We start from the raw sequence: 23461 nt of genomic DNA, 5'->3' as shown, positions 1-23461 counted from the left end.
TCGCCTCATTCATATTTCTTCAGCAAAATTTTTGTTCAATTTTGCAAATACTATCCATCCTAATGAAAAAAAAATGATAGCCACTAGTAGACATATCCATACTGTATTTAGTACAGGTACTCTTCCATAATAAAATAAATCATGATACAAATCGAAAATCGGTTTTAATGGATTTAGACTAAAAATATGCTCATATTTTTTTGGAATTAAATCAGATGGGTAAATAACTGGTGTAAAATAAAACCATGCTGTGACTAGCACACCTATAATATGTTCAACATCTCTGAAATACACATTTAGTGATGAGAAAAGTAGTATTAAACCGAAGGTCAGAATTAAGTGAATTAATAAAACAATTGGAAACCAAATAATAATTATACTTAACTTTAGTTTGAGGAAAAATAAAAAAGGTATGAGAATTATTAATCCAAATAAATAATTGATCAAGCTTCCTAGTAGTACAGATAGCGGTAATACTTCTCTAGGAAAATATATTTTTTTTATAAGATTACTATTCCTTACAATACTCCCAGTCCCAACTTGTAGTGATGACTGGAACATAATCCATGGAAGCAAACCAATAAACATAAATATATAATAATAATCAATATCCATTCTCATGACCGTTGAAAAAACCAATGAGTAAATCCCCAACAATAGCAATGGATTTAAGAATGTCCAAAGAAATCCAAATACTGAGCCTTTGTATCGTGTTCTTAAATCATATAGGGTTAAATTTATAATCATTTCCTTATAACTATAAAGTTCTTTAAATTTATTCATCACCTTAATAACTTCTTTCTCCAGTAATCTAAAATATCATCTAAACTTTCTTCAATTGAGATTTTTGGTGACCATCCGACTTTTTTTCTTATTTTTTCGTTTGACCCGATGTAAATGGGGATATCTACTGGTCGAAATTTTGTTTCATCTATTTGTACTTCAATATTTCTTGTGCATTGACTTATTAAATACTTTAATATATCTCTTATTAAGACAGGTTTGCTGGAACAAATGTTATATACTTGTCCAAATTCGCCGTCAGCTAATAAATCATAATAAGCAATAACAATATCCCTTACATCTGTAAAATCTCTTTGTGAATTCAAATTACCAACTTTAATTAATGGAGATTGTATACCTTTCTCAATATCTACAACTTGCTTAGCAAAATCTGCAGTAACAAAACCAAGTGATTGAAATGGTCCAATATGATTAAACGGTCTTGCATGTATAATTTGCAATCCAAAAGAATGATAATAAAGTTTCCCAATCATGAAAAGTGAAGATTTGGATAAGCCGTAGGGATTGCTTGGTTGAAGGATAGTTTCCTCATCTACAGGTAAAGTAGTGGTAGGGCCATATTCTTCAGATGACCCTACTGTTAAAATTTTTGTATTTTTACAAATGGTACTTAATTTTATAGCTTCTAATAAATTTATAGTTTTAATTGTGTTTGTTTGAAAGGTCTCTTCAATGTTGTCCCAAGAGTATCTAACATTGCTTTGTCCTGCAAGATGATAGATATGATCCGGTTTTGTTATGTTTAATAATTCTGTAATCGCCTTTATACTAGATAAATCATTATTAATAATATTAACTTTATGCGAATTGATCATAGTGGAACTACTTCTTGTAGTTCCACTCACTTCAAATCCTAGAGTAATTAAATGCTCAGCCAAATATCTCCCAACAAAACCATTAATTCCAGTAATTAGAGCTTTCATTTAGCAAGACTCCTTTTTAGGATGCTACTTTAAAGCCCTTGTAGTTTTTTTAAATCACTCTCAACCATCATTGTTATCAACTGTTCAAAACCTACTTCAAGCTTCCAACCAAGTTTCTCTTTAGCTTTGGTACAATCACCTAACAAGAGATCCACTTCAGCCGGTCTAACAAATTTAGGATCAATAACTACGTAATCTCTCCAGTTCAATCCAACATGTCCAAATGCAATCTCAACTAATTCTTCAACTGTATGCGTCTCACCTGTGGAAATAACATAATCATCAGGCGTTTCTTGTTGAAGCATAAGCCACATAGCCTTCACGTAATCACCAGCAAAGCCCCAATCTCGTTTGGCATCTAAGTTCCCCATGCGGAGTTCTTTTTGAAGACCCAACTTAATTCTGGCAGCTGCATCAGTAACTTTTCGGGTAACAAATTCAACGCCGCGGCGTGGAGATTCATGATTAAACAATATACCAGAGCAAGCAAACATATCGAAGCTTTCACGATAGTTTACGGTAATCCAGTGACCATAAACTTTCGCTACTCCGTAAGGACTTCTTGGGTAAAACGGTGTCGTTTCTTTCTGGGGTGTTTCCACTACTTTACCGAACATCTCGCTGCTGGATGCTTGATAGAATCTTGCTTCGGGTTTAGCCAAACGTACAGCTTCTAGTATATTCGTTACACCAATACCAGTAGATTGACCGGTGAGGACTGGTTGCCCCCAGGAAGTCCCTACAAAGGATTGAGCAGCCAAGTTATAAACTTCATCCGGATTAGATACTTTTATTGCATTTATTAGTGAACCTTGATCCAACAAATCTCCTTCAATAAATTCGATCTCGTTTTTGATATGTTCAATGTTCTCCAAAATCGGCACGCTTGTTCTTCTACGAAGTCCGTAGACTTTGTATCCTTTAGATAATAACAATTCTGCTAAGTAAGATCCGTCTTGTCCTGTAATACCAGTAACCAGTGCTTTTTTAGTCATGATAATCTCCTTCAATGAAATGTATATTATAAGTAATGTTCAAGCTTTTGGGTTCTCAATTCTTTAAGTAACAATTTGACTTCTTGAGCCTTATCTTTAGTACAAATCAAAGTAACATCTTCAGTATCAACGATGATTAGATCTTCGATTCCCAAGGTAGCAATGAGTTTTCCATTACTCTCAATAATGCATCGTTTGGTATCAATATTAAGTATGTTTCCTTTAATCACATTTCCATTCCCATCTCGATCGTTAATGCGATCAAGCGCGGTCCAACTTCCTACATCATCCCAGCCAAAAATACATGGTATCACATAGATATTGTTAACTTTTTCCATGATTCCGTAATCGATCGATTGGTCAGGCATTTTGTGAAACTCTGAATTAATTACGTTCCTTTTCTGATCTGTGCCAAATGCAGCTTTCATTGTTTCCAGAACATCGTGCATCTCAGGCATTAGCTCTTTAATATACTTTCTTATAACAGCAGTTTTCCAGATAAAAATACCGCTGTTCCAGAAGTAATTTCCGGAAGATAGGTATCCTTCTGCTGTTTCTAGATTTGGCTTTTCAACGAACTTGTTCACTTTATGAACATCCAAGTCATTCACTTTATTAATTTCTTTAGTGCTCTCAATATAACCATAACCCGTTTCCGGATAAGTTGGCTGAATTCCGAGAGTAACCAAGTGACTGTCCTCTTGGGCAACCTCTACAGCGGTTTTAAGTATCCTGATAAAGCCTTCTTCATTCTCAATAATGTGGTCAGAAGGCAACACTACCATTGTGCTATGTGGAAATTTCTCTTCGATAAGTATGGATGCCAAACCGACACAGGGTGCTGTATTCCGACCAATCGGCTCAATAATAATATTGTCATGCGGAAGATGTGGGATTTGAGCTCGAATCAGTTCGGCATAAAGCTCATTAGTCACAATAAATATTTGACTAATATCTATTAAATTCTCGAGTCTAGCAATGGTTTGTTGAATCATAGATTTATTCCCTGAAATATTCAGGAACTGCTTGGGCAAATGAGTCCGGCTCTTCGGCCAAAATCGTTCACCCTTCCCGCCAGCCATAATCACCGCTGTAATAGTCATATTGTAGCTCCTCCTAGAAACAAACACATTACAAATTTCTCTATTATATGACAACTATCTTATTATAACGTACTAAAATACGACAAGGCAATGATTTACAAATTTTTGGTTACACAACTAAAGTACGATACATCTCACGAAATTCATTAATAAGCGTTTTTATTAACAAACCCATTCATGATAGTCATCCAAATGATTTTAATATCAAAAATAAAGCTCCAGTTCTCAATGTAGAAAATATCGTGTTTTATCCGTTCTTCGATAGAAGTATCTCCACGAAAACCATTGGATTGAGCCCATCCGGTAATACCCGGACGAATATGATGCTTCACCATGTATTTAGGAATTTCTTCTTTAAATTGCTCTACAAAGTAAGGACGCTCCGGCCGCGGGCCAACCACACTCATATGGCCAAAAAGCACATTAAAGAATTGAGGCAGCTCATCCAAGCTTGTTTTTCTAAGGAACGACCCGAATTTGGTCTTGCGGGGGTCATTCTCGGTCGTCCATTGAGTATTGGATGTCTCCTCCGTTTGAACCCTCATGGAACGGAACTTATACATCTTGAAATGCCGCCGATTTAAGCCTACCCGTTCCTGTTTGAATATGATTTCCCCTGGCGAAGTTAACTTAATTCCGATTGCAATAAGGATCAGCAAGGGTGAAGTAATAATTATGGCGATTAAGGAAAAAATAATATCAAAGGCTCTCTTCAAGAATCGGTTCCTGAATTCATCTAACGGTATATCCCTAACATTGATTAAAGGAATACCTGCGAAGTTATCGAAATAGGGTCTTGATGGCAAATAGTCAAAGAAATCCGGTATAATGAGTGTTTTTACGCCTGCTTTTTCGCAAGTATTTATGATTTTGCCGTATTTCTGGTAAGCATGTAAGGGAAGCGCGATGATAACCTCATCAATTAACATGGTATTAATGATTGACTCAAGATCATCAATCCGCCCGATAATAGGTTTATATTTCTGATGATTCATTTCATGGGCGGCCAAGTTATCGTCAAGAAAACCCACGACTTCATATCCCAATTCGGGATGCTGCACTAGGTTAGCAAAAAATCTTTTCCCTAAAGTACCAGCACCCAAAATTAATACGAACTGGCGATTGTAACCTTTTTCTCTCAGACGTTTCAATGAAGTCTTCAAAATGAATCGATAAAAACTGATGGCTAGAATATTATTTACTAAATAAAGCAGTAAATAGGAACGGGAAAGGTTTAATTCCTTAAAAATAAATAAGAAGCTTAGTAGGATTAACAAGCTTATACTGTATACTTGGACAATGATAAACAGTTCGTAGGAAAACTTCTTTTTCCTCTTGGGTGTATAAAAGTTATAAAAATAGCCAAGAAATATCGCTACGGCGCCATAAACTAAGCTCCATAAAGCATAAGTCTCGATCGGTAATGTTTCATCATTGGGTATCCAACCGCTTTTAAACTTTAACCACCAGGAGAGTAAGAAAACGATTTGGATACACACAAAGTCGGTAAGAGCATAAAATTGGGATAAAAAACTTTGGCTTCGTCTTATCATGTTCTCACCTCACTGACCCGAATCGGTTTAACAAAATAGATGCGCTGAGCTTAACTAAAATACCGAGATATACCATCCAATTGATTAGAAAAAAATACTTATCCCGATAATGCTTCCTATGAAATAGAAACATGGCGCGATGAAATTCATAAATAATTTTGAGAGGCTTTCGTCTGCTGCTTGCACCTTTATAATGAATGATTTGTGTTTTAGGGTAATAGTAAATATCCCATCCTGCCTGTTTAATGCGATAGCACCAATCAATATCCTCTCCGTACATGAAAAACTCTTCATCCAGAAGTCCCGCTTGATCAATAGCTGCCTTACGAACCATCATAAAGGCTCCGACTAAGCAATCTACAGGATAATCTTGATCAGGATCCAGATGTGTCAATTGATACTGATTAAATCTAGGATTCTTAGGGAATCTTCTTGCTATCCCGGAAGCGTAATAAAAGGATGCTGAAGGGGTAGGAAACCCTCTCCTGCACGCCTTATCCAAGCTCCCGTCAGGCAATACGATTTTGCAGCCTGCTGCACCTACGTTGGGGTTTGAATCCATGAAATGAATCATGGTTTGAATTGAATCCGGTTGAATTATCGTATCTGAGTTTAGAAGAAGGACATATCGACCTTCAGCCATCATAATTCCTTGATTATTTGCTTTGGAGTATCCTAAATTATCCTTGTTGGCGAGGAATCGAACAGCTGGATACTGTTTTGGAATCTTTTCTATCGAAGCATCCTTGGAAGCATTATCCACAAGAATAACCTCATATGAATACGATGTTTCGGATTCAAACACAGATTTGAGGCAGTTTAGCGTTAACTCACAGGTATTATAATTAATGATAATGATACTTAAGTCCATAATGATCTCCAACTTTAGACATGATGTGACTATTATACCATGAAATATTTTCAAAAAGATGACAAAGTAATTATTCAAAAAATGTAAACAAACGTCGGTTATTTGATTTTTTTTTGGATTGAATCAACCTTCTCTTGTAAAGCAATCGAGATAAGCTTCTCCAAAAGCTTCCCCATGCACCCAAGACGGAAGGCTCCTTGATGATGAAATACACCAAACTTTGAATTTCGTAAGCCAATATAAATGGAAAATCTCTTAAAATATATAACCAGTGATCATTCTTTACGATCATTTTATAACGATTGATGTAAGAATATCTACGGATGATTACTGGAATTTGATGTCTTGATTCTTTTTTCCAACCCCGTTCATGATATGCGATAGCATCAGGACAAAAGTATGCAGTCCACCCCATGATTTGAGCTCTCCACGCAACATCTACATCTTCTTTGTAAGCAAAAAAATCATCATCAAAGAAGGAGCCTTCTATGCTTACATCCTCAATCATTTGGCGCAAATACAGGGCTGCCGCACCGGAAACTCCGAATACTTCATCTTGTTTGGTCCATACATCGGCAGACTGACCAGCTCCCCGGTCAAAAGCTCTCCTGGCTTTTGTCATTTTTAAACCTGTACTGTCGATCCGGTCTGGCGATTGGCTTAATAGAAGCTTGCCTGTCATACTGCCGATTTTCTTATCTAGATTGTCCTCAACAAACTTAAGCAAGTTCAATACATAATCCGGATGCAGAGTTACGTCAGGATTTAATACCAACGAGTACTCACTCTCAGTAAGACGAAAAGCTTGATTATGTGCTGGTGCGAAACCGACATTCTCCTTATTAACTATAAGATGAATGTTATTTTTAAATTCTGCAAGTATAGACAACGTTTCGTCATGAGAGTTATTGTCAATAACAATGATTTGATCTATCGGATAGTTTTGTTGTAGGACAGCATTTAGACAGTTACGTATATAAGCTGAACTATTAAAGGTTACGATATGAACACTTACTTTTCTCATATTTAAAGGCTTCCTAACTCACAAAGAAATTCTTTTAAAGCGTCCCTCCAGGGCCTTAGATCCTCTAACCGATTACTTCGTATCGCTTGATGATCCATTACTGAATATGCAGGACGCGGAGCGGGTCTAGGATACTCTTTCGAAGAACAAGGTTCTACTGAAACATTCAATTTCTTTTCTTCCATGATGGCTTTAGCGAATTCAAACCAGGAGCAACTCCCGGTATTTGTTGCATGATAAATCCCAAACTGCTCGGTCTTTATTAATGCAAGCAAAAATTTAGCCAGGTCCTTTGTATAAGTGGGCGAACCGAATTGGTCATCCACCACCTTCAATTGACCTTTTTCTAGAGCAAGCTTCAACATCGTTTTAACAAAATTATGGCCATGAGATCCGTACACCCATGAAGTACGGACAATGAAATATCGGGAGGACAAACTGCTGACGAGTTCCTCTCCTGCATGCTTGGAATGCCCGTAAACGTTGATTGGTTCTTTCCTATCATATTCTTTATAAGGGACATTCTTTGTGCCGTCAAAGACGTAATCTGTACTAATGTAACAAATTTTCGCTCCGATTTTCTCCGCAACTACGGCTAAATTACGCGCTCCGAATGCATTTACGGAATAAGCAAGATCCTCTTCTTTCTCAGCCTGGTCTACTGCAGTGTACGCGGCGCAATGGATAATTACATCGGGACGAACAGAATTTAGGATAGCTTCGCAATCCTCAACCGAGGTTACATCCAATTGTTGTCGATCTAGACCAATAACGGAAAGTTCGTTATTCTCTCCAAACAATTTTATGACATCGTGCCCCAACTGCCCGGCCGCTCCAGTAACCAATATTTTCATAGGTTTTCACCCAATCGATTAGCGTATTGTGTCATGTAATATTCCCGATAAGTTCCAGATCGGATGCGATTCCACCAATCCTTATGATTCAAATACCAATTTATAGTTGATCTTATGCCCGATTCAAAAGTGAATTGAGGTCTCCAACTAAGCTCAGTCGTGATCTTCTGGGCATCTATGGCATAGCGACGATCATGTCCAGGACGATCCTGTACAAAGGAGATGAGAGATTCAGGCTTATTCAATTCTTGCAATATTGCCTTGACGATTTGCAGATTCGTACGTTCATTTTTGCCGCCAACATTATAGATCTCTCCGCTTCTCCCAGCATGAAGGACCAAATCAATTGCTCTACAGTGATCCTCCACGTGAAGCCAGTCACGAACATTCAATCCGTCTCCATATACAGGGAGCGGCTTTTCCTCGAACGCATTGGCGATCATGAGAGGGATAAGCTTCTCCGGGAATTGATATGGACCATAATTGTTAGAACATCTCGTTATGTTGACATTGATCCCATACGTTTCGTGATATGCGCGCACCAGCATATCAGCTCCTGCTTTACTCGCTGAATATGGGCTGTTTGGGGAGAGGGGGGTGTTTTCTGAAAATAAGCCAGTTTCCCCTAAAGTACCATACACCTCATCGGTCGAAACGTGCACAAATTTCTTAATATTGTATTTGCGCGCTGCTTCTAAAAGAACTTGGGTACCCGTCACATTCGTTTGCACGAAAATACCCGGGTCTAAAATGCTGCGGTCAACGTGCGATTCCGCAGCAAAATGAATTACATAATCCGGACTCATTTGAAATATTGTATCGACTAGCTTTCGATCCGTTATATCGCCCTTAATAAAGGTATACTTTGGATTATCTTGAATAGAAGTAAGGTTTTCTAAATTCCCGGCGTAAGTTAGCGCATCCAGGTTTATGATTTCATAGTCGCTGTAACTCGAGATCATATGATGGATAAAATTACTCCCGATAAATCCAGCTCCTCCAGTAACTAACAGCCTCAAGAACACCCCTCCTGTTTATTCAAAATGAATGTCCGCATCCTGCAGTAACGGAAGCCTCTGATCTTTATCCGAAAGGATTGGATTAGATACCGGCCAATCAATACCTATCGACGGATCATTCCATATAATCCCTCTATCGTGCTCCGGTGAATAAAACTCGTCTACTTTATAAAAAATTTGTGTATTTGCTGCAATTGTGCAGAATCCATGTGCAAATCCCTTGGGAATAAGGAGCTGGCGTTGATTAGCCTCACTGAGAATAACACTGATCCATTTGCCGAAAGTCGGTGAGGATTTGCGAATGTCGACAACAACATCACATATGGCACCGGTAAGAACACGAATCAGTTTAGTCTGAGACTTTGGACTATTCTGATAATGCAACCCGCGAATCGTACCCGCCTCTACCGAAAGAGAATGATTGTCTTGAACAAAGGAATGCGATATTCCATGTTCCTGAAAAGTGCGGGAGTTATAGCTTTCTATAAAATAACCTCGGGAATCCGCATGAACCTTCGGCTCGATAAGAAATACACCGGATAAAGCCGTTTCAAGTGTCTTCACCCTAGTCCACCTTCTAACTTATTTTATTATCCCGAATTCTTCTGACAGCGTGATGGACTGCGCCAGTTCGTTCGCTTTTTTTAAGGAAGCATGGGTACCGGCATCCGTCCACCATCCCCCTAAGATATCGTAGGCCATCTCATTTCTGGCAATATATGCGTTGTTAACATCCGTTATCTCGAGTTCCCCTCTGACGGAAGGATGTAACGTCTTAATAATCTCGAAAACCGTTCTGTCAAACATATAAATACCGGTAACCGCATAACTGCTCTTAGGCACGGCTGGCTTTTCTTCAATCGATAGGATTCGAGAACCTGACAATTCGGGTACACCATATCTCTGAGGGTCATGAACCTCTTTAATAAGAATACTAGCGCCGCTGGAACGCTCTTTGTATTCATTTACAAAAGTAACGATGCTATCCGAAAACACATTATCCCCTAGAAGAACGACCATTTTATCGTCGCCTACAAAATGCTCAGCAAGACCAAGCGCATGTGCAATTCCACTGGCCTCATCCTGCACTTTAAAAGTAAAATCGACTCCCAATTCTCTTCCGCTGCCTAATAAACCTACGACATCCCCCATGTGTTCTTTTCCAGTCACTACTAAAATGTCACAGATTCCGGCTTCTTTTAATTTTGAAATGGAATGGAATATCATTGGGTATTTCCCTACCGGCAACAAATGCTTGTTCGTTACTTTTGTTAAAGGGTATAGTCTTGAGCCCGTACCTCCGGCTAAAATGATTCCTTTCAAGATGGAGCCTCCTTATGGATGAATAACTATTAAGTTTATAAATTGAGTTATAATCGGATATACTTCAATCTTTTCTTTATTAGCTCCCCGATAGCGGAAGGTGAAAAATCTTGCTTTATGGTTTCCTGACCGTTTGCTGCGACCCTAATGCAAAACTCTCGATCCGTTACTAGCCGCTTCATGAAGCTTCCTGCATGCTCCACATCCGGATTGGCCCAATGTTGATAAGCCTTATACGGACCATGATCAGTACCAACAGGTATCAATTTATAATTTACAACGCAAGAATTGTTTTGGTTCATAAAATCGGTATTAGATGACCAATTTGTGCCAATAACCGGTTTGCCAAGATACATAGCTTCTGCCAACCCAAGTCCAAACCCTTCACTACGGTGCAAGGAAATATAACTGTCGGTAGCTTCAATAAGAGCGTTCGTATCTTCACGGCTAAGGATTTGCTTTATTGTATATATATTTTTATAATCCGAAATTAAGCCTGTTAATAAATCAAGCTCTTCCAAATTAGCTTTCAACGTATTAACCTTAATGACCAAACCTACACTCATATCATCCGGACGGAATGCTTTTTTAAACGCCTCAATGGCGGCAAGAGGGTTTTTTCGTTCCTGGTAGCTCTTTACATCATACATCGTAAGAAATAAAAAACTTTGTTCCGGTAAATTAAAGTAACTCCTATCCCGCTTAGTAAAATGATTAACTTGTATGGAATGAGGAATTTTCACTACCGGAACCGGGCTTTTCATTGAAATGGAATCTGCAACGAATGCAGAAGGAACCCATACTTCATTTATCAGCTCGAAGCTGTCAACCCACTCATCAGGGAAGTCCGGCAACTCCCAATGCCAGTAACCGATATTGTATCTGTTCTGGAAGATATCACTGCCATACTGAGCGTACACTTCCATCATTTGCTCTGCATTAATATGAAATAAATTTATATTAAATGCAGGACTTGTTACTTCTTTATGCATCCAAGAGGTATCGCTCATTCTCGCACTGTTCGTGCCGGTAAAATTAATGATGCCAAAAGGAATTTCAGCAGCAGATAGACTTTTAGCAGCGATTCTGCAAGATTCTCCTATTCCCATTTCCGCTCGAGCATATCCAATTAAGTTAATACCATTGCCGGCCCAGTGAGAAGAGTTGTTTGTTTTTTGCTGCCCAGCTATAGGATATGCCTGCTTCAGTATCCTTTTTTTGATTGCCGTTCTTGCCGTTTGAGGGACAAAAGGAATTATTAAAACTTTGAATTTTACAGCCATTTTATAAAGAAGCTTATAAATTTGAGACTTTATTGTAAACACCACCATATTTTGCAGAATTCATTTCCGCCACTTATTTTGTGAAAATTGTCCTAATCATTCTAACAAAGTTCATTTATAAAAACTACTATTCCAAATTTATTCCTTTTTTGATCATAATCATCTTTTAACATTATTATTGCATTGGAATCCCTATTGTTTTTATGATAGAATTTTGTCGTAATTTCCACATTACAAAAGGAGACTTATATGAGTACCAAAAAAACGTACGGCCATCCCTACTCATCTGGGTTAAACAAACAATCGAAAACTTCTGACACCAGCTCTATTCTTTTCTGGATCCTTACCGGCTTTACGCTTTTATTCCTTATTTGGGCCCCGTTCCAAAAGGCGCTGTTCAACGGAAACAGCTTCGATTTCGAGCGGCCTATTTATTCGTCCTTCGTCTGGTCGTCTATTATCCTCGTACTTATAGGGATTTTCGCGTTTTATCGTTGGAGCTTGAAAAGTTCCTCGGAGCTATTGAGTTTAGCTGTTTGGCTGGTTCCCATCACTTATGTGATCTCCATGTTTGGCGCGGGATCCCATTATTACGCAACAAATATGATTTATATCCAAACGATTTACGTCACTTTTTTGTTGCTGGGATTCTTCTTGGCCAGAACCGATTTGGGCGCCGCGGTATTGAAGAATGGCTTCATGACATCGGCCTATGTGATCGTGTTTTTCGGCTTCTTCAACTGGTTCGGCAACAAACAAATTGCGTTTTCTTGGGTGAAATGGTTCGCAGCCGAAATGAGAGGAAATCCGATTTATCAGGATGCCGTCATGACGGACACCAACGGTTTGCGCTTAACCTCGGTATTCCAATATGCTAACAGCTATGCAGCCTTCTTGATCGGCGTTTTATTGTGCACGCTCTTTCTGGTTCTCTCTTCAAAGAAATGGATTTCCATCGGTATTCATGGCTTCCTTGCCGTTCCGATCATCATCTCGTTCTTCCTGACCCTGTCCCGCGGCGGATTGGTAATTCTGCCGGTTGTCCTGCTGTTGGTATTGCCTTTCCTTAAGCCGTATAAACAAATTTTGTATATCGTGCACCTGATCGTTTCGTTCGGATTATCGTTTACCATTCTCTCGAAATTAACTAATATGGGGATTGAACTTAATAAAAGCTTTTCGGCCGCCTCTTCCCTCCGCGCTTGGCTGATTCTCTTAGGCGTTTCGTTAGTCAACGCGGTCCTTGCGGTGCTTATTCAAAGGTTCGCTTCGGATTGGCTGAGCCGTAAGCTTGAGCGTTTTGACAAATCTCGTTATGCCAACGTGGCGATTCCTGTAGTTGCATTAATCGTAGGCGCAATCGGAGTAACCGTATTGTTCGCTGATCTGGGTTTCACCAAGCTGCTGCCCGATAATATTCGTACTCGTGTTGAGAATATTAACTTCCAACAGCATAGCGTATTGGAGCGCGGTACCTTTTATAAAGACGGTATGAAGCTGTTTGCGGATTATCCGGTGTTCGGCGCCGGCGGCGGTGCTTGGGCCGCTCTGTATGAGAAATACCAGAACAACCCTTATGTCAGCCGCCAGGCGCACAACTTCTTCCTGCAGTATCTGGTAGAGGTTGGCCTGGTAGGATTCATCGTGTTCCTTCTCTTGCTGGCAGCCGTTTTCTATATTTACATTCGGAACTACCTGAAGCAAGACGAGACGACGAGAGACAAACGATTTATCTTTTACATTCTTGTCATTTCCTTGCTAGTTCATAGTATGATTGACTTTGACCTTAGCTATGTATATCTGGGGGTACTGCTTTTCCTTAGTTTGGGCGTATTGATCTCCAAGGACGAATTCGAAATCAAAGGCGCTTGGATTGAGAAGCTGGTTAAAGTCAAATGGGCTTACCCGTCCCTGCTTCTGGTTTTATCGCTGGTATGTTTCTTTAATGCCGTCTCGGCATTAACTGCGAACTCTTTATATGCTAATGCGGTTGCCGCGGCGCAGATCAACAAGAACATTACGGAAATCTTCACTCCGCTCGATAAAGCATTGAACCAGCATCCGAATCATCCCGATTATGCCGGATTCAAAATCGATATTCTGATGCAAGCTTACCGGCAAACGAAGGATGACAGCTGGTACAATCAAGCTATGGCCTTAATGAATCAGACGATGGCCAAAGAGCCTCATAATCGGACTTTGCTTGAGAAACAAATCGGTGCTTATACGGAAAAGGGTGACATTCCAAAGGCGCTGGAGCTCGTAAATAACAATATTCCAAATTATCCTTGGGATATCACTTTGTACGAAAAGAACATCTCGATGAATTTCGATTTGGGCAATGCCTCTCAAACCGCTAACAACACTAAGCTGCGGGATCAATATTGGAATGCCGCATTTGATACTTATAATCAAGTGCAAGAGAGAGTAAAGCAGCTGGCATCCCTGCCTAAAGAACAGTTGCAAGGACGCGAATTCGGCTTAACCAAAAATATGGGCTTCGCCTTGGGACAAATCGACTTCATTCGCGGAAAGTTTGCCGAAGCCGAACCGTTCCTCAAGGTTGGCCTGACGGATCAATTTGACGATCAGTTAAATAAACAGATGACTCGTTGGTACTTGGCCGATCTGCAAAGGCAAGGAAAAAACGATCAAGCCCTATACGATAAGCTGATCGCCAAAGATCCAAACGAAAAAACGGAAATTTTTAAATTAGTGAACGCCAAAATTTAATAGATTTGTAAGATACAAATGGTAGCCTTTTGTTACGACAAAAAGCTACCATTTTTGCGTAATTGGTGATAAAATGGACCCTGGGTCCTACTACTTTTGGTTAACAATGGCAATAGCCATGTTATATAAATCACGCTGGAAGGGAGGTGAAACCTAGACATGCGTATGTTTTATAGAACAAATCAACTAGAGAGCTTTGAAAGGAGTAGGACTGATTTGAAATCCGCTGTAATGAAGAAGACGTCTCAAGTTTTGGCAGTCCTTATGATTGTTTCGCTGCTGTTACCGGTACTCGCGTTTGCCGGAGCCGGATTTGGTAACGACGTAAGCTATAACAAATCCACCGGTTCCATTACGGGCTCTGTATATACCGATGTGTATACGGTAGGTCAAGGTGTTTATGTTAATGTTTATTCCGATTCCGGTGTAACTTCTGTCCTTGCCACATCTGTGAACAATGTCACTTATGATTCGATGCGCTCTGTAAATAGGGCTACATACTATGCATTCAGCATTACACTCAGTCAACCTAGTGTTAGTGACAGTGTGTATCTGAAAGTATATTCTGACAACACTTCCGTGTTAAGCTCAGTTTATAACGCAGTTTACCAAGTGACGACGCCGACGCCAACGCCGACGCCGACGCCGACACCGACACCGACACCGACGCCAACGCCAACGCCGACGCCTGTACCTCCAACAGTTACAAACAATACCTACTTGGTGATTCAACCGGCTCGTTTCGACGTTAAGGTTAACAGAACACAGTCAGTAACTAGTGTTACTTACTTCGATGGCTCAAACTTGTTGGATGTCACCAAAACCGCGCAGCTTTCCATCACTTCGGATACTTCCAGTTTTGCAAGTGTTCAAAACGGAGTTGTCCAAGGTCTGCGTGTGGGTACTGCGGTTCTGCAAGCTGTATACGGCAACACTAGCGTAACGGCTAACGTTTATGTTACTGCCAACTCGGATTCGAGCTCTACAACGTCTCCTGGCGGCTCTACTGGCGGTCCTGCAGGCGGCTCTACCGGCTCGACTTCTTCTTCTGCAGTACAAGTAACAGCGGGCTCTGACGGTAAAGTCGATGCAACGGCACTTGCTAACGCTTTTGCTTCCAGCACGAGTGTACAAGTCAACATCAGCGGCGACAAAGCTCAGCTTCCGGCTTCCGCACTTCTGGATGCAGCGGGCAAATCCGGTGCAGCCGTAACGATCGTTTCCGACAAAGGTACGTACACGCTGCCATTGTCCGTTCTGAAGCTGGACGCTTTGGCTAAAGCTCTCGGGGTAGACGTGAAAGACCTGACAATCGTCGTTTCGATCACCAAAGCAAGCGGCGACGCTGTTACCGGTATCGCAAATGCGGCTGCTGCTCTTGGCGGCAACACGATCGCCGATGCGATTGACTTCAATGTAACGGCTGCAGGTAAAGATGGCAAATCCATCTCCGTAGGCTTCGGTACTACTTATGTATCCCGTACACTGAATGCAACTAAGGCGATTGACGGTAAGAAAGCAACCGGCGCGCTGTACAATGAAACAACGAAAAAGCTTAGCTTCGTACCTTCGACTTTCGATGGTAAAGTAGCTACGCTGAAGCGTAACGGCAACAGTATTTATACCGTAGTTGAAAACAACAAATCGTTTGATGACCTCGCTAACCACTGGGCGAAAGCCGATGTGGAGCTGCTGGCTAACAAACTGGTAGTGGAAGGCGTATCCGACAAGAAATTCGACGCGGACCGCAACATCAGCCGCGCAGAGTTCGCAGCTCTGGTTGTTCGTTCCTTGGGTCTGACTTCCGTATCCACGGACAGCAAATTCAAAGACGTAAAAGCCGGCGCTTGGTATGCTGACTCGGTATCCACCGCTGTTTATGCAGGTATCATCAACGGTTACGAAGACAATACGTTCCGTCCGGATGCGCAAATTACTCGTGAAGAACTGGCCGCTATGGTCGTTCGCGCTCTGAATTATGCAGGCGTAAAAAGCGATGTAAATGCAATCCAAGCGGCAAACGTACTGGCGAAGTTCAAAGATGCGAACAAGATCGTTTGGGCGCAAAATGAAATCGCCGCTGCCGTTCAAGCAGGCATCATCAACGGTTTGACGGATGATACCATCGGTTCTGCCAACCAAGCAACCCGTGCACAATCCGCAACCATGCTGAAGCGTTTCTTGAGCGCCGCAAACTTCATTAACTAATTGGCTGCTCCCATAGCCAATTCGTTGGAAAGAGGCCCGATACTACGGTATCGGGTCTTTTTTTATCTATTAAGGTATTCGCAATAAGAAGCAGGACAAGGAGGGTACTAAAGGAAAAAAGCCCTTCCTGTTGAAGGAAAGGCTCATTCAAGCTTATGCAAAATAACTATTCATCCCATACCGATTGGCGAACGGCGGCATAGAACCGCTGCCAAGCGGGTGACATCTCCCGCTGCCACGGGCCCGCCTCCAAGTCCAACAGCTCGCTATAGTCCGGCTCCGGCTTTGCCTTGGGCGCACGCCCTCTGCGTGGCTTTAACGTGGGCAGATCCTCGGTAGATGCGCTCACAGCCGGCTTCGTGCTCGAGCGTTCTTCTTCGTCTGCTTCGGCAATCGCCTCGACATGGGCGTGTCCATCCGTTTGAGGGGAATCGTCTCGGGCACTGCCTATTGTCACTTCCACGCTTCTCGATCTCCGAGCCATTCGTTCATTCCGCCTCCTTATTTCCCCATCCATTCCCGCCGCAGCGCGAACAGCTCCTTCAACTCGTTCGTGGACATTTCGGTCACCCAGTTCTCTCCGGTTCCGACAATTTGCTGGCTCAGCCCTTGCTTGCGCTCGATCATTTCGTCGATCCGCTCCTCCAGTGTGCCTAAAGCCACGAATTTGTGCACCTGGACGTTACGGGTTTGCCCGATTCGGAATGCCCGGTCGGTCGCTTGATTCTCCACCGCCGGATTCCACCAGCGGTCGAAGTGGAACACGTGATTGGCCGCAGTAAGGTTGAGGCCTGTCCCTCCCGCCTTGAGCGAGAGAATAAAGATGCCGCAGCGCTCCCGTTCCTTCAGACCCTGATCTTGGAACGTTGCAACCATTTCATCCCGCTGCTTCTTGGGCACCCCGCCATGCAGAAACTGTACCCGTTCGCCCAGCTCCTGTTCGAGCATGCGCCGCAGCAGATGACCCATTTCGACAAACTGGGTAAAAATGAGGCAGCTATCGCCCTCGTCCCTCAGCTCCTGTACCATGGCCATGAGGCGGGATACTTTGGAGGAGCGGTCCTCCCACGTTGCCGCCCCGGTTTCTTTCAGAAATAGCGCCGGATGGTCGCAAATTTGCTTCAGCTTCGTAAGAGCGGCAAGAATTTGGCCCTTCTTCTCGATACCCGTCAGGTGATCGACGCTCGCCATCAGCTCTTGCACGACGTTCTCGTACAGCGTGGCCTGCTCCACGGTCAAGGATACGTACGCCTTGGTCTCGTACTTCTCCGGCAGATCCTGCTGGATCGCCGGGTCTTTCTTCACGCGGCGCAGCAGGAAAGGACGAATGAGCTGCTGGACCTGCATGACAAGCTCGTCTTCTCCGCCCTTTTCGATCGGATTCACGTATTTATGGGAGAAGGCGCTTAAGGTGCCGAGGTAGCCCGGATTAATAAAATCGAAAATCGACCAGAGCTCGGTCAGACGGTTCTCGATCGGCGTCCCGGTTAGCGCGATCCGATGATCGGCTTCGAGACGGCGGACCGCCACGGACTGCTTCGTATAGGCGTTCTTGATGTTCTGGGCCTCATCCAGGGCAATCGTATCCCAATGGATCGCTGCCAGCTCCTCTTCGTCGATCTGAGCCAGATTGTAGGAGGTCAGTACAAGATCCGCTTCCTTGATCGCCTCTTCCAGCTCATCTCCCTTTCCCCGCTGCGGACCGTAATGCAAGTAGATATTCAACGATGGAGCGAACCGTTCGAGCTCTTTTTGCCAGTTGCCAAGGACCGACGTAGGGCAGATCAAGAGTGCTGGAGCCACCGTCTTCGTGCCGCCACTCTTCTCCTCCCGCGCATGCAGCAGGTAAGCGATGAATTGGACGGTCTTGCCAAGGCCCATGTCGTCGGCCAGACAGCAGCCTAGACCGAAACGACGCATGAACAGGAGCCAAGATACCCCCTCGCGCTGATAACGTCTTAAATCGGCTTTCAAGGCTTGAGGCGGCTCGACCGCCGGGATCCGCTCCGTATGCTGCAGCCTCCCGATCAATTCCGCCATCTGGGTGTTCAGTTCGACCTCGATGCGCAGCTGCTCCTTCCAGGCTCCGGCTTCATCCCCTTCGGATACAGAGCCGGCCCCCGGCTCTTCCTGCTGCAGCAGATGCATCTCCAGAATCTCGCGGAAGCTGAGCCCTTTCTTCCTCCCGGACTGTCTAAGAGCCATCTGCACCTGCGCGACAAACGCGGGATCCAGCTGAATCCAGCGTCCCCGGATGTACATCAGCCGCTTCCTCTCCGCAGCCATCCGGAGGAATTCATCCTCCGACAGCTCCACGCCGCCGACGGCGACCTTCCAATCGAACTGAACGAGCTGATCGGCGCCGAAGAGCGCGCTTGCTTTGGAACCGCCGCCCTTCAGCTTGGCACGAAGCTTCGGCCGATGGCGGCTCAGCTCCTCCCACCAGGACGGCAGAAAGACGGAATACCCGGCCTGAAGCAGCCTCAAACTGCCCTCCTGCAGAAATTCGTAGGCCTGGGCATCCGTAAGCTCCGCTTCGGCTCCTCCCTGCCACGCCAGCTCTTCCAGGGAAGGAATCAGCTCCGCGCAGCGGTCCCGATCCCGTAAGAAGCGATCCGTATAGGCCGCCCAATCCGCAGGAAGCCGGTCCTCGGCCGAAGGCATCACTAGCACATTCGCATCCTGTTTGTCCTGCAGCACAAGCCGAAGCTCCCATGCCGCCTCCCCGTCTGAGTCCAGGTCCGGCTCCGCCAATTGAAAGCAGGTGCGGAACGGGACCTCGTCCTTTTTCCAGCCTGCGGCGACGAGCCATTCCTCTTCATCGAGCCGAAACCCTTGCGGCTCCTGCACTTCCGGCGAAACCTCCAGCAAATAAGGCTTCTCCGCAGCAAGCCGTTCCCACGCCTCCCGGACAGCCGGATGGCTGTCGATTTGCTCTTCAATCGCCGCGCTAAACCATGCAGCATACGCCGGATTGCCGCTGAGAAGCCGGCCGTCAGCCTGCAGCCGATCATCAGGAAGCAGGAGCTTCCAGCTGCGCCTTCCTTCCTGCCAAGCTTCAGGATCCGGGGCATACCACCCTTTCTCCAGCGCCTCCTTGAAAATCACCGCCGCTTCCCGTGCCTGCTGCAGCTTCTCGGACCATTCCACCCGAGTATGCACGGAAACGACAGGCTCCGCGAAGTAGTGCAGCGCCGTAAAAGGAGACAGGAATAGCCGTCCCGTCTCGGTCTCCTCCTCCAGCCAAATCCCGTATAAGCTCGGCCGGTGCCAAGCAAAAAGCCGCAGCCTCAGCTCCCGCGCCGTTACCGGTACGCCTCCCTGCCAACGTCCGGATACGGTCCACCTGCCTCCGCCGACCGCTTCGCCGTCCGCCAGCAGCGTATCTAACCCGATCATCCCGCCTCGGCCCCTTTCCTCAGCTTGCGCAGCTCCTCCTGAAACGCTCTTAACCGGGCGTACCGCTTCACTAAATAGCCGATGTACGCTTCCCAGCGGTCCTGCCGCTTCAGCCGCTTATAGATCGGCTGCAGCTTGCGGAGCACGCGCACGGCCCGCTTATAGGCATCCCGGTTCTTCTCTGCGACCAGCGCCTCCACGCTATGGTGATACCAAGGGAGCAGCAGCTCTCTCTGGGAAGACTCGATCGACTTGAGAATCGCGTTCGGTACGCTGAGCGGCTGAACTTCCAGCAGCAGGTTCAGATCGACCCAAGCTTGATAATGTTCACTCTTTAGCAGATAGTCCGAATAGTAACCATAGCTGTCCGGCAGCATGCCCAGCACGGTCTCCTTCCATTCCTCTTCCATAGGCAGACGCGCTTTGACCTGCTCCCAGTAGCCGAAGTACGTCCGCAGTTGGGACGGAGATGCGTTCACGGCAACCGGCTGAAGCCATCGCACCCACAGCAGCAGCCGCTCCCATTCCTCCTCCATGACCAGATAGTCGGTAATGGCGAAAAAGTCCGCCGCTCTCGCATTCCCGAGCCGCTCCTCCGCCAGCTCCATCGCTTCCTGGTCCTTGCCCGCCTGAACCAGATGAAGCAGCAAAGCGTGATTTAACATCTCCTTGCGGTACACGGAGGCCGTCTCCCGGCTTGCCTCCTCATCCAGTCGGGACATCTCGCGAGCGCTAAGCGCTTCCGAGCCCTTTGTGCGAGACAGCACGTGAAGCCAGAATGTGGAATAGATCAAACCCCAATGCACCGGTCCGGACGCACGCGGGAAGGCCGCCTCGAACAAAGCATCCGTTAACTCCTCCAATGCGTCCCTGGAAAGCCCCTTCAGCTGTTCGGAGGTCCATTCCTCCGCTATTGACAGCAGCTCCTGCGTCCATTCATCCCTTGCTTCAAAAACTTGATCCCTCAGGTCAAAATAAGCATACGAATAACGGATCTGGTTGCGGTACAGCTCGTCCAGTTGATCGAGCAGAAACAAGCAGGCATGCAGCGCATAGACCTGACGAACGCTCGGCTGCCAACCGGCAGCCGCCTGCATCAGCTGCTCCATCGTCCGGCGGAACATCGGGGTCACCGCTTGTCCTAACCGGTACCCTCCCACATTCAGCAGCTCCCCGAAAAATTGGCGCCACTCCGCCGCGCTTCCCTTTTCCTGGGGCGGCAGCAGATTTTGCTTCCGATGAACAGTCGGCGCATTCGCCTTTCTCCCGGAGGGCAGCAACAGCTCTTCCGGCGCGAAGCCCATGTCCTCGCAAGCCTGGAACAGGACGGCCGCGATATGCTTGCAGTAGCCTCCGAACGGACAGTCGCAGCTGCTGCGCCGCAGCTTTTCCAAATCCACCTTCACTTCATACACTTCACTGCCGTACACGTTCGCGTAGCATTGATCGCCTTTGCGCTCGAAATCATCCACAAAGCCGTCGGTATAATACGACCAGCCGCGCTTTAAAATTTTATGGTCAAAGGTGCCCAGCACCTGTTCCTTCAGTCCGTCTATTGTAATGACTTGCATTGTCTCGCCGTCCTCCGATTATCCCGCTTCCTTTACGACTTAGTATATCATGCAGGCGTAGGCAGGGGAAAATAAAGAAACGGCAGCCATCCCTTTAGTAGGGATGCTGCCGTTTCCTCTGGCGTACGGCCGGATCTTAGAATCCGCCCATGCCGCCCATACCGCCCATGCCGCCCATATCAGGCATAGCCGGTTTGTCTTTTTCAGGCTTGTCAGCGATAACCGCTTCGGTTGTCAGGAACATAGCCGCAACGGATGCTGCGTTTTGCAGTGCGGTACGGGTTACTTTCGCAGGGTCAACGATACCCGCTTCGAACATGTTCACCCACTCGCCGGATGCCGCGTTGTAGCCGATGCCTACTTTTTCTTTCTTCAGACGGTCTACGATTACGGAACCTTCTTGTCCTGCGTTAGCCGCGATCGTGCGAATCGGCTCTTCCAGAGCACGCAGAACGATGTTCACGCCGGTTTGTTCGTCGTCTTGAGCATTTACAGCCGCTACAGCGTTGTATACGTTCACGAGGGCCGTACCGCCGCCGGATACGATACCTTCTTCAACCGCTGCGCGAGTCGCGTTCAGGGCGTCTTCGATGCGAAGCTTGCGCTCTTTCAGTTCGGTTTCGGTAGCTGCGCCGACTTTAACAACCGCTACGCCGCCGGACAGTTTAGCCAAACGCTCTTGCAATTTTTCTTTATCGAAATCGGAAGTCGTTTCTTCCAATTGGGAACGGATTTGCGTGATGCGCGCGCCGATGTCTTTCTTGTCGCCGGCACCATCCACGATGATGGTGTTTTCTTTCGTTACGCGAACTTGACGAGCGGAACCGAGCTGCTCTACACGAGCGGACTTCAGGTCAAGTCCGAGCTCTTCCGTAATCATTTGGCCGCCGGTGAGCGCTGCAATGTCGCCCAGCATCGCTTTGCGGCGGTCGCCGAAGCCAGGAGCTTTAACCGCTACGCAAGTGAATGTACCGCGGAGCTTATTGACTACGAGCGTAGCTTGCGCTTCGCCTTCTACGTCTTCCGCGATGATCAGCAATTGCTTGCCGGATTGAACCACTTTCTCGAGCACCGGAAGAATTTCTTGAATGTTCGAGATTTTCTTGTCCGTGATCAGGATGTACGGGTTGTCAAGGATCGCTTCCATTTTATCCGTGTCCGTGATCATGTAAGGGGAAGTGTAGCCGCGGTCGAACTGCATGCCTTCCACAACTTCCAGCTCGGTTGCGAAGCCTTTGGACTCTTCTACGGTGATTACGCCGTCCTTGCCCACTTTCTCCATCGCTTCGGCGATCAGTTCGCCCACTTCTTCGTCAGCTGCGGAAATCGCCGCAACTTGAGCGATGGATTGCTTGCCTTCGATCGGCTTCGCGATGTTGCGGAGCTCTTCGACAGCCGCTTTAACCGCTTTGTCGATCCCTTTGCGAACGACCATCGGGTTAGCGCCTGCCGTTACGTTCTTCAGGCCTTCGCGGATCATCGCTTGAGCCAGAACGGTTGCCGTCGTCGTACCGTCGCCGGCTACGTCGTTCGTTTTGGTTGCTACTTCTTTCACAAGCTGAGCGCCCATGTTCTCGAATGCGTCTTCGAGTTCGATCTCTTTCGCGATCGTTACGCCGTCATTGGTGATGAGCGGGCTGCCGAATTTCTTCTCGAGAACGACGTTGCGGCCTTTAGGACCGAGTGTTACTTTTACGGCGTTTGCAAGCGCGTCAACCCCGCGGAGCATCGCGCGGCGAGCGTCTTCACTGAACTTGATTTCTTTTGCCATGAGTGAACCCTCCCGAATCTTCAATAG

Annotated in this window: 18 protein-coding genes; 2 read left to right on the top strand and 16 right to left on the bottom strand. The window is 45.4% G+C overall.

The features are described from left to right. Positions 1-9: 9 nt before the first annotated feature. From O9H85_RS09015 to O9H85_RS08960, 12 genes are all read right to left on the bottom strand, one after another. A complete protein-coding gene (locus O9H85_RS09015; RefSeq protein WP_269881003.1) occupies positions 10-783 on the bottom strand; it encodes an ABC transporter permease in 774 nt (257 codons plus the stop codon). Continuing rightward, on the bottom strand, positions 783-1727 hold the full coding sequence (locus O9H85_RS09010; protein ID WP_269881002.1) for a GDP-mannose 4,6-dehydratase: 945 nt from the start codon (positions 1725-1727) through the stop codon (positions 783-785). The genes O9H85_RS09015 and O9H85_RS09010 overlap by 1 nt, the downstream gene beginning before the upstream one ends. Before the next feature lie 29 nt (positions 1728-1756). Beyond that, positions 1757-2722, bottom strand: coding sequence for a GDP-mannose 4,6-dehydratase (gmd, locus tag O9H85_RS09005; protein ID WP_269881001.1), 966 nt, complete (start codon positions 2720-2722; stop codon positions 1757-1759). A gap of 26 nt (positions 2723-2748) precedes the next feature. Beyond that, the gene (locus O9H85_RS09000) at positions 2749-3825 is read right to left on the bottom strand and encodes a mannose-1-phosphate guanylyltransferase (protein ID WP_269881000.1); all 1077 of its coding nucleotides are present in this window, start codon (positions 3823-3825) and stop codon (positions 2749-2751) included. Between the two features lie 146 nt (positions 3826-3971). Then, positions 3972-5378, bottom strand: a complete 1407-nt coding sequence (locus tag O9H85_RS08995) for an undecaprenyl-phosphate glucose phosphotransferase (protein ID WP_269880999.1) — start codon at positions 5376-5378, stop codon at positions 3972-3974. 4 nt (positions 5379-5382) lie between these two features. Beyond that, a complete protein-coding gene (locus O9H85_RS08990; RefSeq protein WP_269880998.1) occupies positions 5383-6249 on the bottom strand; it encodes a glycosyltransferase family 2 protein in 867 nt (288 codons plus the stop codon). Positions 6250-6319: 70 nt separating this feature from the next. Beyond that, the gene (locus O9H85_RS08985; RefSeq protein WP_269880997.1) at positions 6320-7273 is read right to left on the bottom strand and encodes a glycosyltransferase family 2 protein; all 954 of its coding nucleotides are present in this window, start codon (positions 7271-7273) and stop codon (positions 6320-6322) included. A gap of 2 nt (positions 7274-7275) precedes the next feature. Then, on the bottom strand, positions 7276-8127 hold the full coding sequence (gene rfbD, locus O9H85_RS08980) for a dTDP-4-dehydrorhamnose reductase (protein WP_269880996.1): 852 nt from the start codon (positions 8125-8127) through the stop codon (positions 7276-7278). Further along, the gene (gene rfbB / locus O9H85_RS08975) at positions 8124-9146 is read right to left on the bottom strand and encodes a dTDP-glucose 4,6-dehydratase (RefSeq protein ID WP_269880995.1); all 1023 of its coding nucleotides are present in this window, start codon (positions 9144-9146) and stop codon (positions 8124-8126) included. Before rfbB ends, rfbD begins: the two co-directional genes overlap by 4 nt. 15 nt (positions 9147-9161) lie before the next feature. Then, positions 9162-9710 (bottom strand): dTDP-4-dehydrorhamnose 3,5-epimerase, encoded by a 549-nt coding sequence (rfbC, locus tag O9H85_RS08970; RefSeq protein ID WP_269880994.1) that lies wholly within the window; start codon positions 9708-9710, stop codon positions 9162-9164. Positions 9711-9728: 18 nt separating this feature from the next. Then, positions 9729-10469: a sugar phosphate nucleotidyltransferase gene (locus tag O9H85_RS08965; protein WP_269880993.1), complete on the bottom strand. Its 741-nt coding sequence runs from the start codon at positions 10467-10469 to the stop codon at positions 9729-9731. Between the two features lie 47 nt (positions 10470-10516). After that, complete coding sequence (locus O9H85_RS08960; RefSeq protein ID WP_269880992.1) at positions 10517-11800, bottom strand: glycosyltransferase; 1284 nt, start codon at positions 11798-11800, stop codon at positions 10517-10519. A 201-nt stretch (positions 11801-12001) separates the two neighbouring features. On the opposite strand from O9H85_RS08960, the gene O9H85_RS08955 reads away from it, so the two are divergent. Further along, positions 12002-14485 (top strand): O-antigen ligase family protein, encoded by a 2484-nt coding sequence (locus tag O9H85_RS08955; protein WP_269880991.1) that lies wholly within the window; start codon positions 12002-12004, stop codon positions 14483-14485. A gap of 807 nt (positions 14486-15292) precedes the next feature. Further along, positions 15293-16693, top strand: coding sequence for an S-layer homology domain-containing protein (locus O9H85_RS08950; protein ID WP_269880990.1), 1401 nt, complete (start codon positions 15293-15295; stop codon positions 16691-16693). Between the two features lie 166 nt (positions 16694-16859). Here O9H85_RS08950 and O9H85_RS08945 read toward each other — a convergent pair whose 3' ends face one another. The 4 genes from O9H85_RS08945 to groL all read right to left on the bottom strand — a co-directional run bounded on the left by O9H85_RS08945 (position 16860) and on the right by groL (position 23434). After that, positions 16860-17177: a hypothetical protein gene (locus tag O9H85_RS08945; RefSeq protein ID WP_269880989.1), complete on the bottom strand. Its 318-nt coding sequence runs from the start codon at positions 17175-17177 to the stop codon at positions 16860-16862. Between the two features lie 17 nt (positions 17178-17194). After that, positions 17195-20092 carry a DEAD/DEAH box helicase gene (locus O9H85_RS08940; protein WP_269880988.1) on the bottom strand — a complete coding sequence of 966 codons (2898 nt, stop codon included), beginning with the start codon at positions 20090-20092 and terminating at the stop codon, positions 17195-17197. Continuing rightward, positions 20089-21663, bottom strand: a complete 1575-nt coding sequence (locus O9H85_RS08935) for an SWIM zinc finger family protein (RefSeq protein ID WP_269880987.1) — start codon at positions 21661-21663, stop codon at positions 20089-20091. Before O9H85_RS08935 ends, O9H85_RS08940 begins: the two co-directional genes overlap by 4 nt. 136 nt (positions 21664-21799) lie before the next feature. Further along, a complete protein-coding gene (groL, locus tag O9H85_RS08930; protein WP_269880986.1) occupies positions 21800-23434 on the bottom strand; it encodes a chaperonin GroEL in 1635 nt (544 codons plus the stop codon). Positions 23435-23461 lie beyond the last annotated feature (27 nt).

The sequence above is a fragment of the Paenibacillus gyeongsangnamensis genome (genome assembly GCF_027533625.1).
Lineage (GTDB): Bacteria > Bacillota > Bacilli > Paenibacillales > NBRC-103111 > Paenibacillus_G > Paenibacillus_G gyeongsangnamensis.
Note: the sequence above shows the minus strand (reverse complement) of the source record. Positions and strands in the feature narration are given on the sequence as shown.

Excerpts from the sequence above, each read along its gene's own strand:
- O9H85_RS09015 (WP_269881003.1), bottom strand. The coding sequence starts at position 783 with ATGAATAAATTTAAAGAACTTTATAGTTATAAGGAAATGATTATAAAT.
- O9H85_RS09010 (WP_269881002.1), bottom strand. The coding sequence starts at position 1,727 with ATGAAAGCTCTAATTACTGGAATTAATGGTTTTGTTGGGAGATATTTG.
- gmd (WP_269881001.1), bottom strand. The coding sequence starts at position 2,722 with ATGACTAAAAAAGCACTGGTTACTGGTATTACAGGACAAGACGGATCT.
- O9H85_RS09000 (WP_269881000.1), bottom strand. The coding sequence starts at position 3,825 with ATGACTATTACAGCGGTGATTATGGCTGGCGGGAAGGGTGAACGATTT.
- O9H85_RS08995 (WP_269880999.1), bottom strand. The coding sequence starts at position 5,378 with ATGATAAGACGAAGCCAAAGTTTTTTATCCCAATTTTATGCTCTTACC.
- O9H85_RS08990 (WP_269880998.1), bottom strand. The coding sequence starts at position 6,249 with ATGGACTTAAGTATCATTATCATTAATTATAATACCTGTGAGTTAACG.
- O9H85_RS08985 (WP_269880997.1), bottom strand. The coding sequence starts at position 7,273 with ATGAGAAAAGTAAGTGTTCATATCGTAACCTTTAATAGTTCAGCTTAT.
- rfbD (WP_269880996.1), bottom strand. The coding sequence starts at position 8,127 with ATGAAAATATTGGTTACTGGAGCGGCCGGGCAGTTGGGGCACGATGTC.
- O9H85_RS08960 (WP_269880992.1), bottom strand. The coding sequence starts at position 11,800 with ATGGTGGTGTTTACAATAAAGTCTCAAATTTATAAGCTTCTTTATAAA.
- O9H85_RS08955 (WP_269880991.1), top strand. The coding sequence starts at position 12,002 with ATGAGTACCAAAAAAACGTACGGCCATCCCTACTCATCTGGGTTAAAC.
- O9H85_RS08945 (WP_269880989.1), bottom strand. The coding sequence starts at position 17,177 with ATGGCTCGGAGATCGAGAAGCGTGGAAGTGACAATAGGCAGTGCCCGA.
- O9H85_RS08940 (WP_269880988.1), bottom strand. The coding sequence starts at position 20,092 with ATGATCGGGTTAGATACGCTGCTGGCGGACGGCGAAGCGGTCGGCGGA.
- O9H85_RS08935 (WP_269880987.1), bottom strand. The coding sequence starts at position 21,663 with ATGCAAGTCATTACAATAGACGGACTGAAGGAACAGGTGCTGGGCACC.
- groL (WP_269880986.1), bottom strand. The coding sequence starts at position 23,434 with ATGGCAAAAGAAATCAAGTTCAGTGAAGACGCTCGCCGCGCGATGCTC.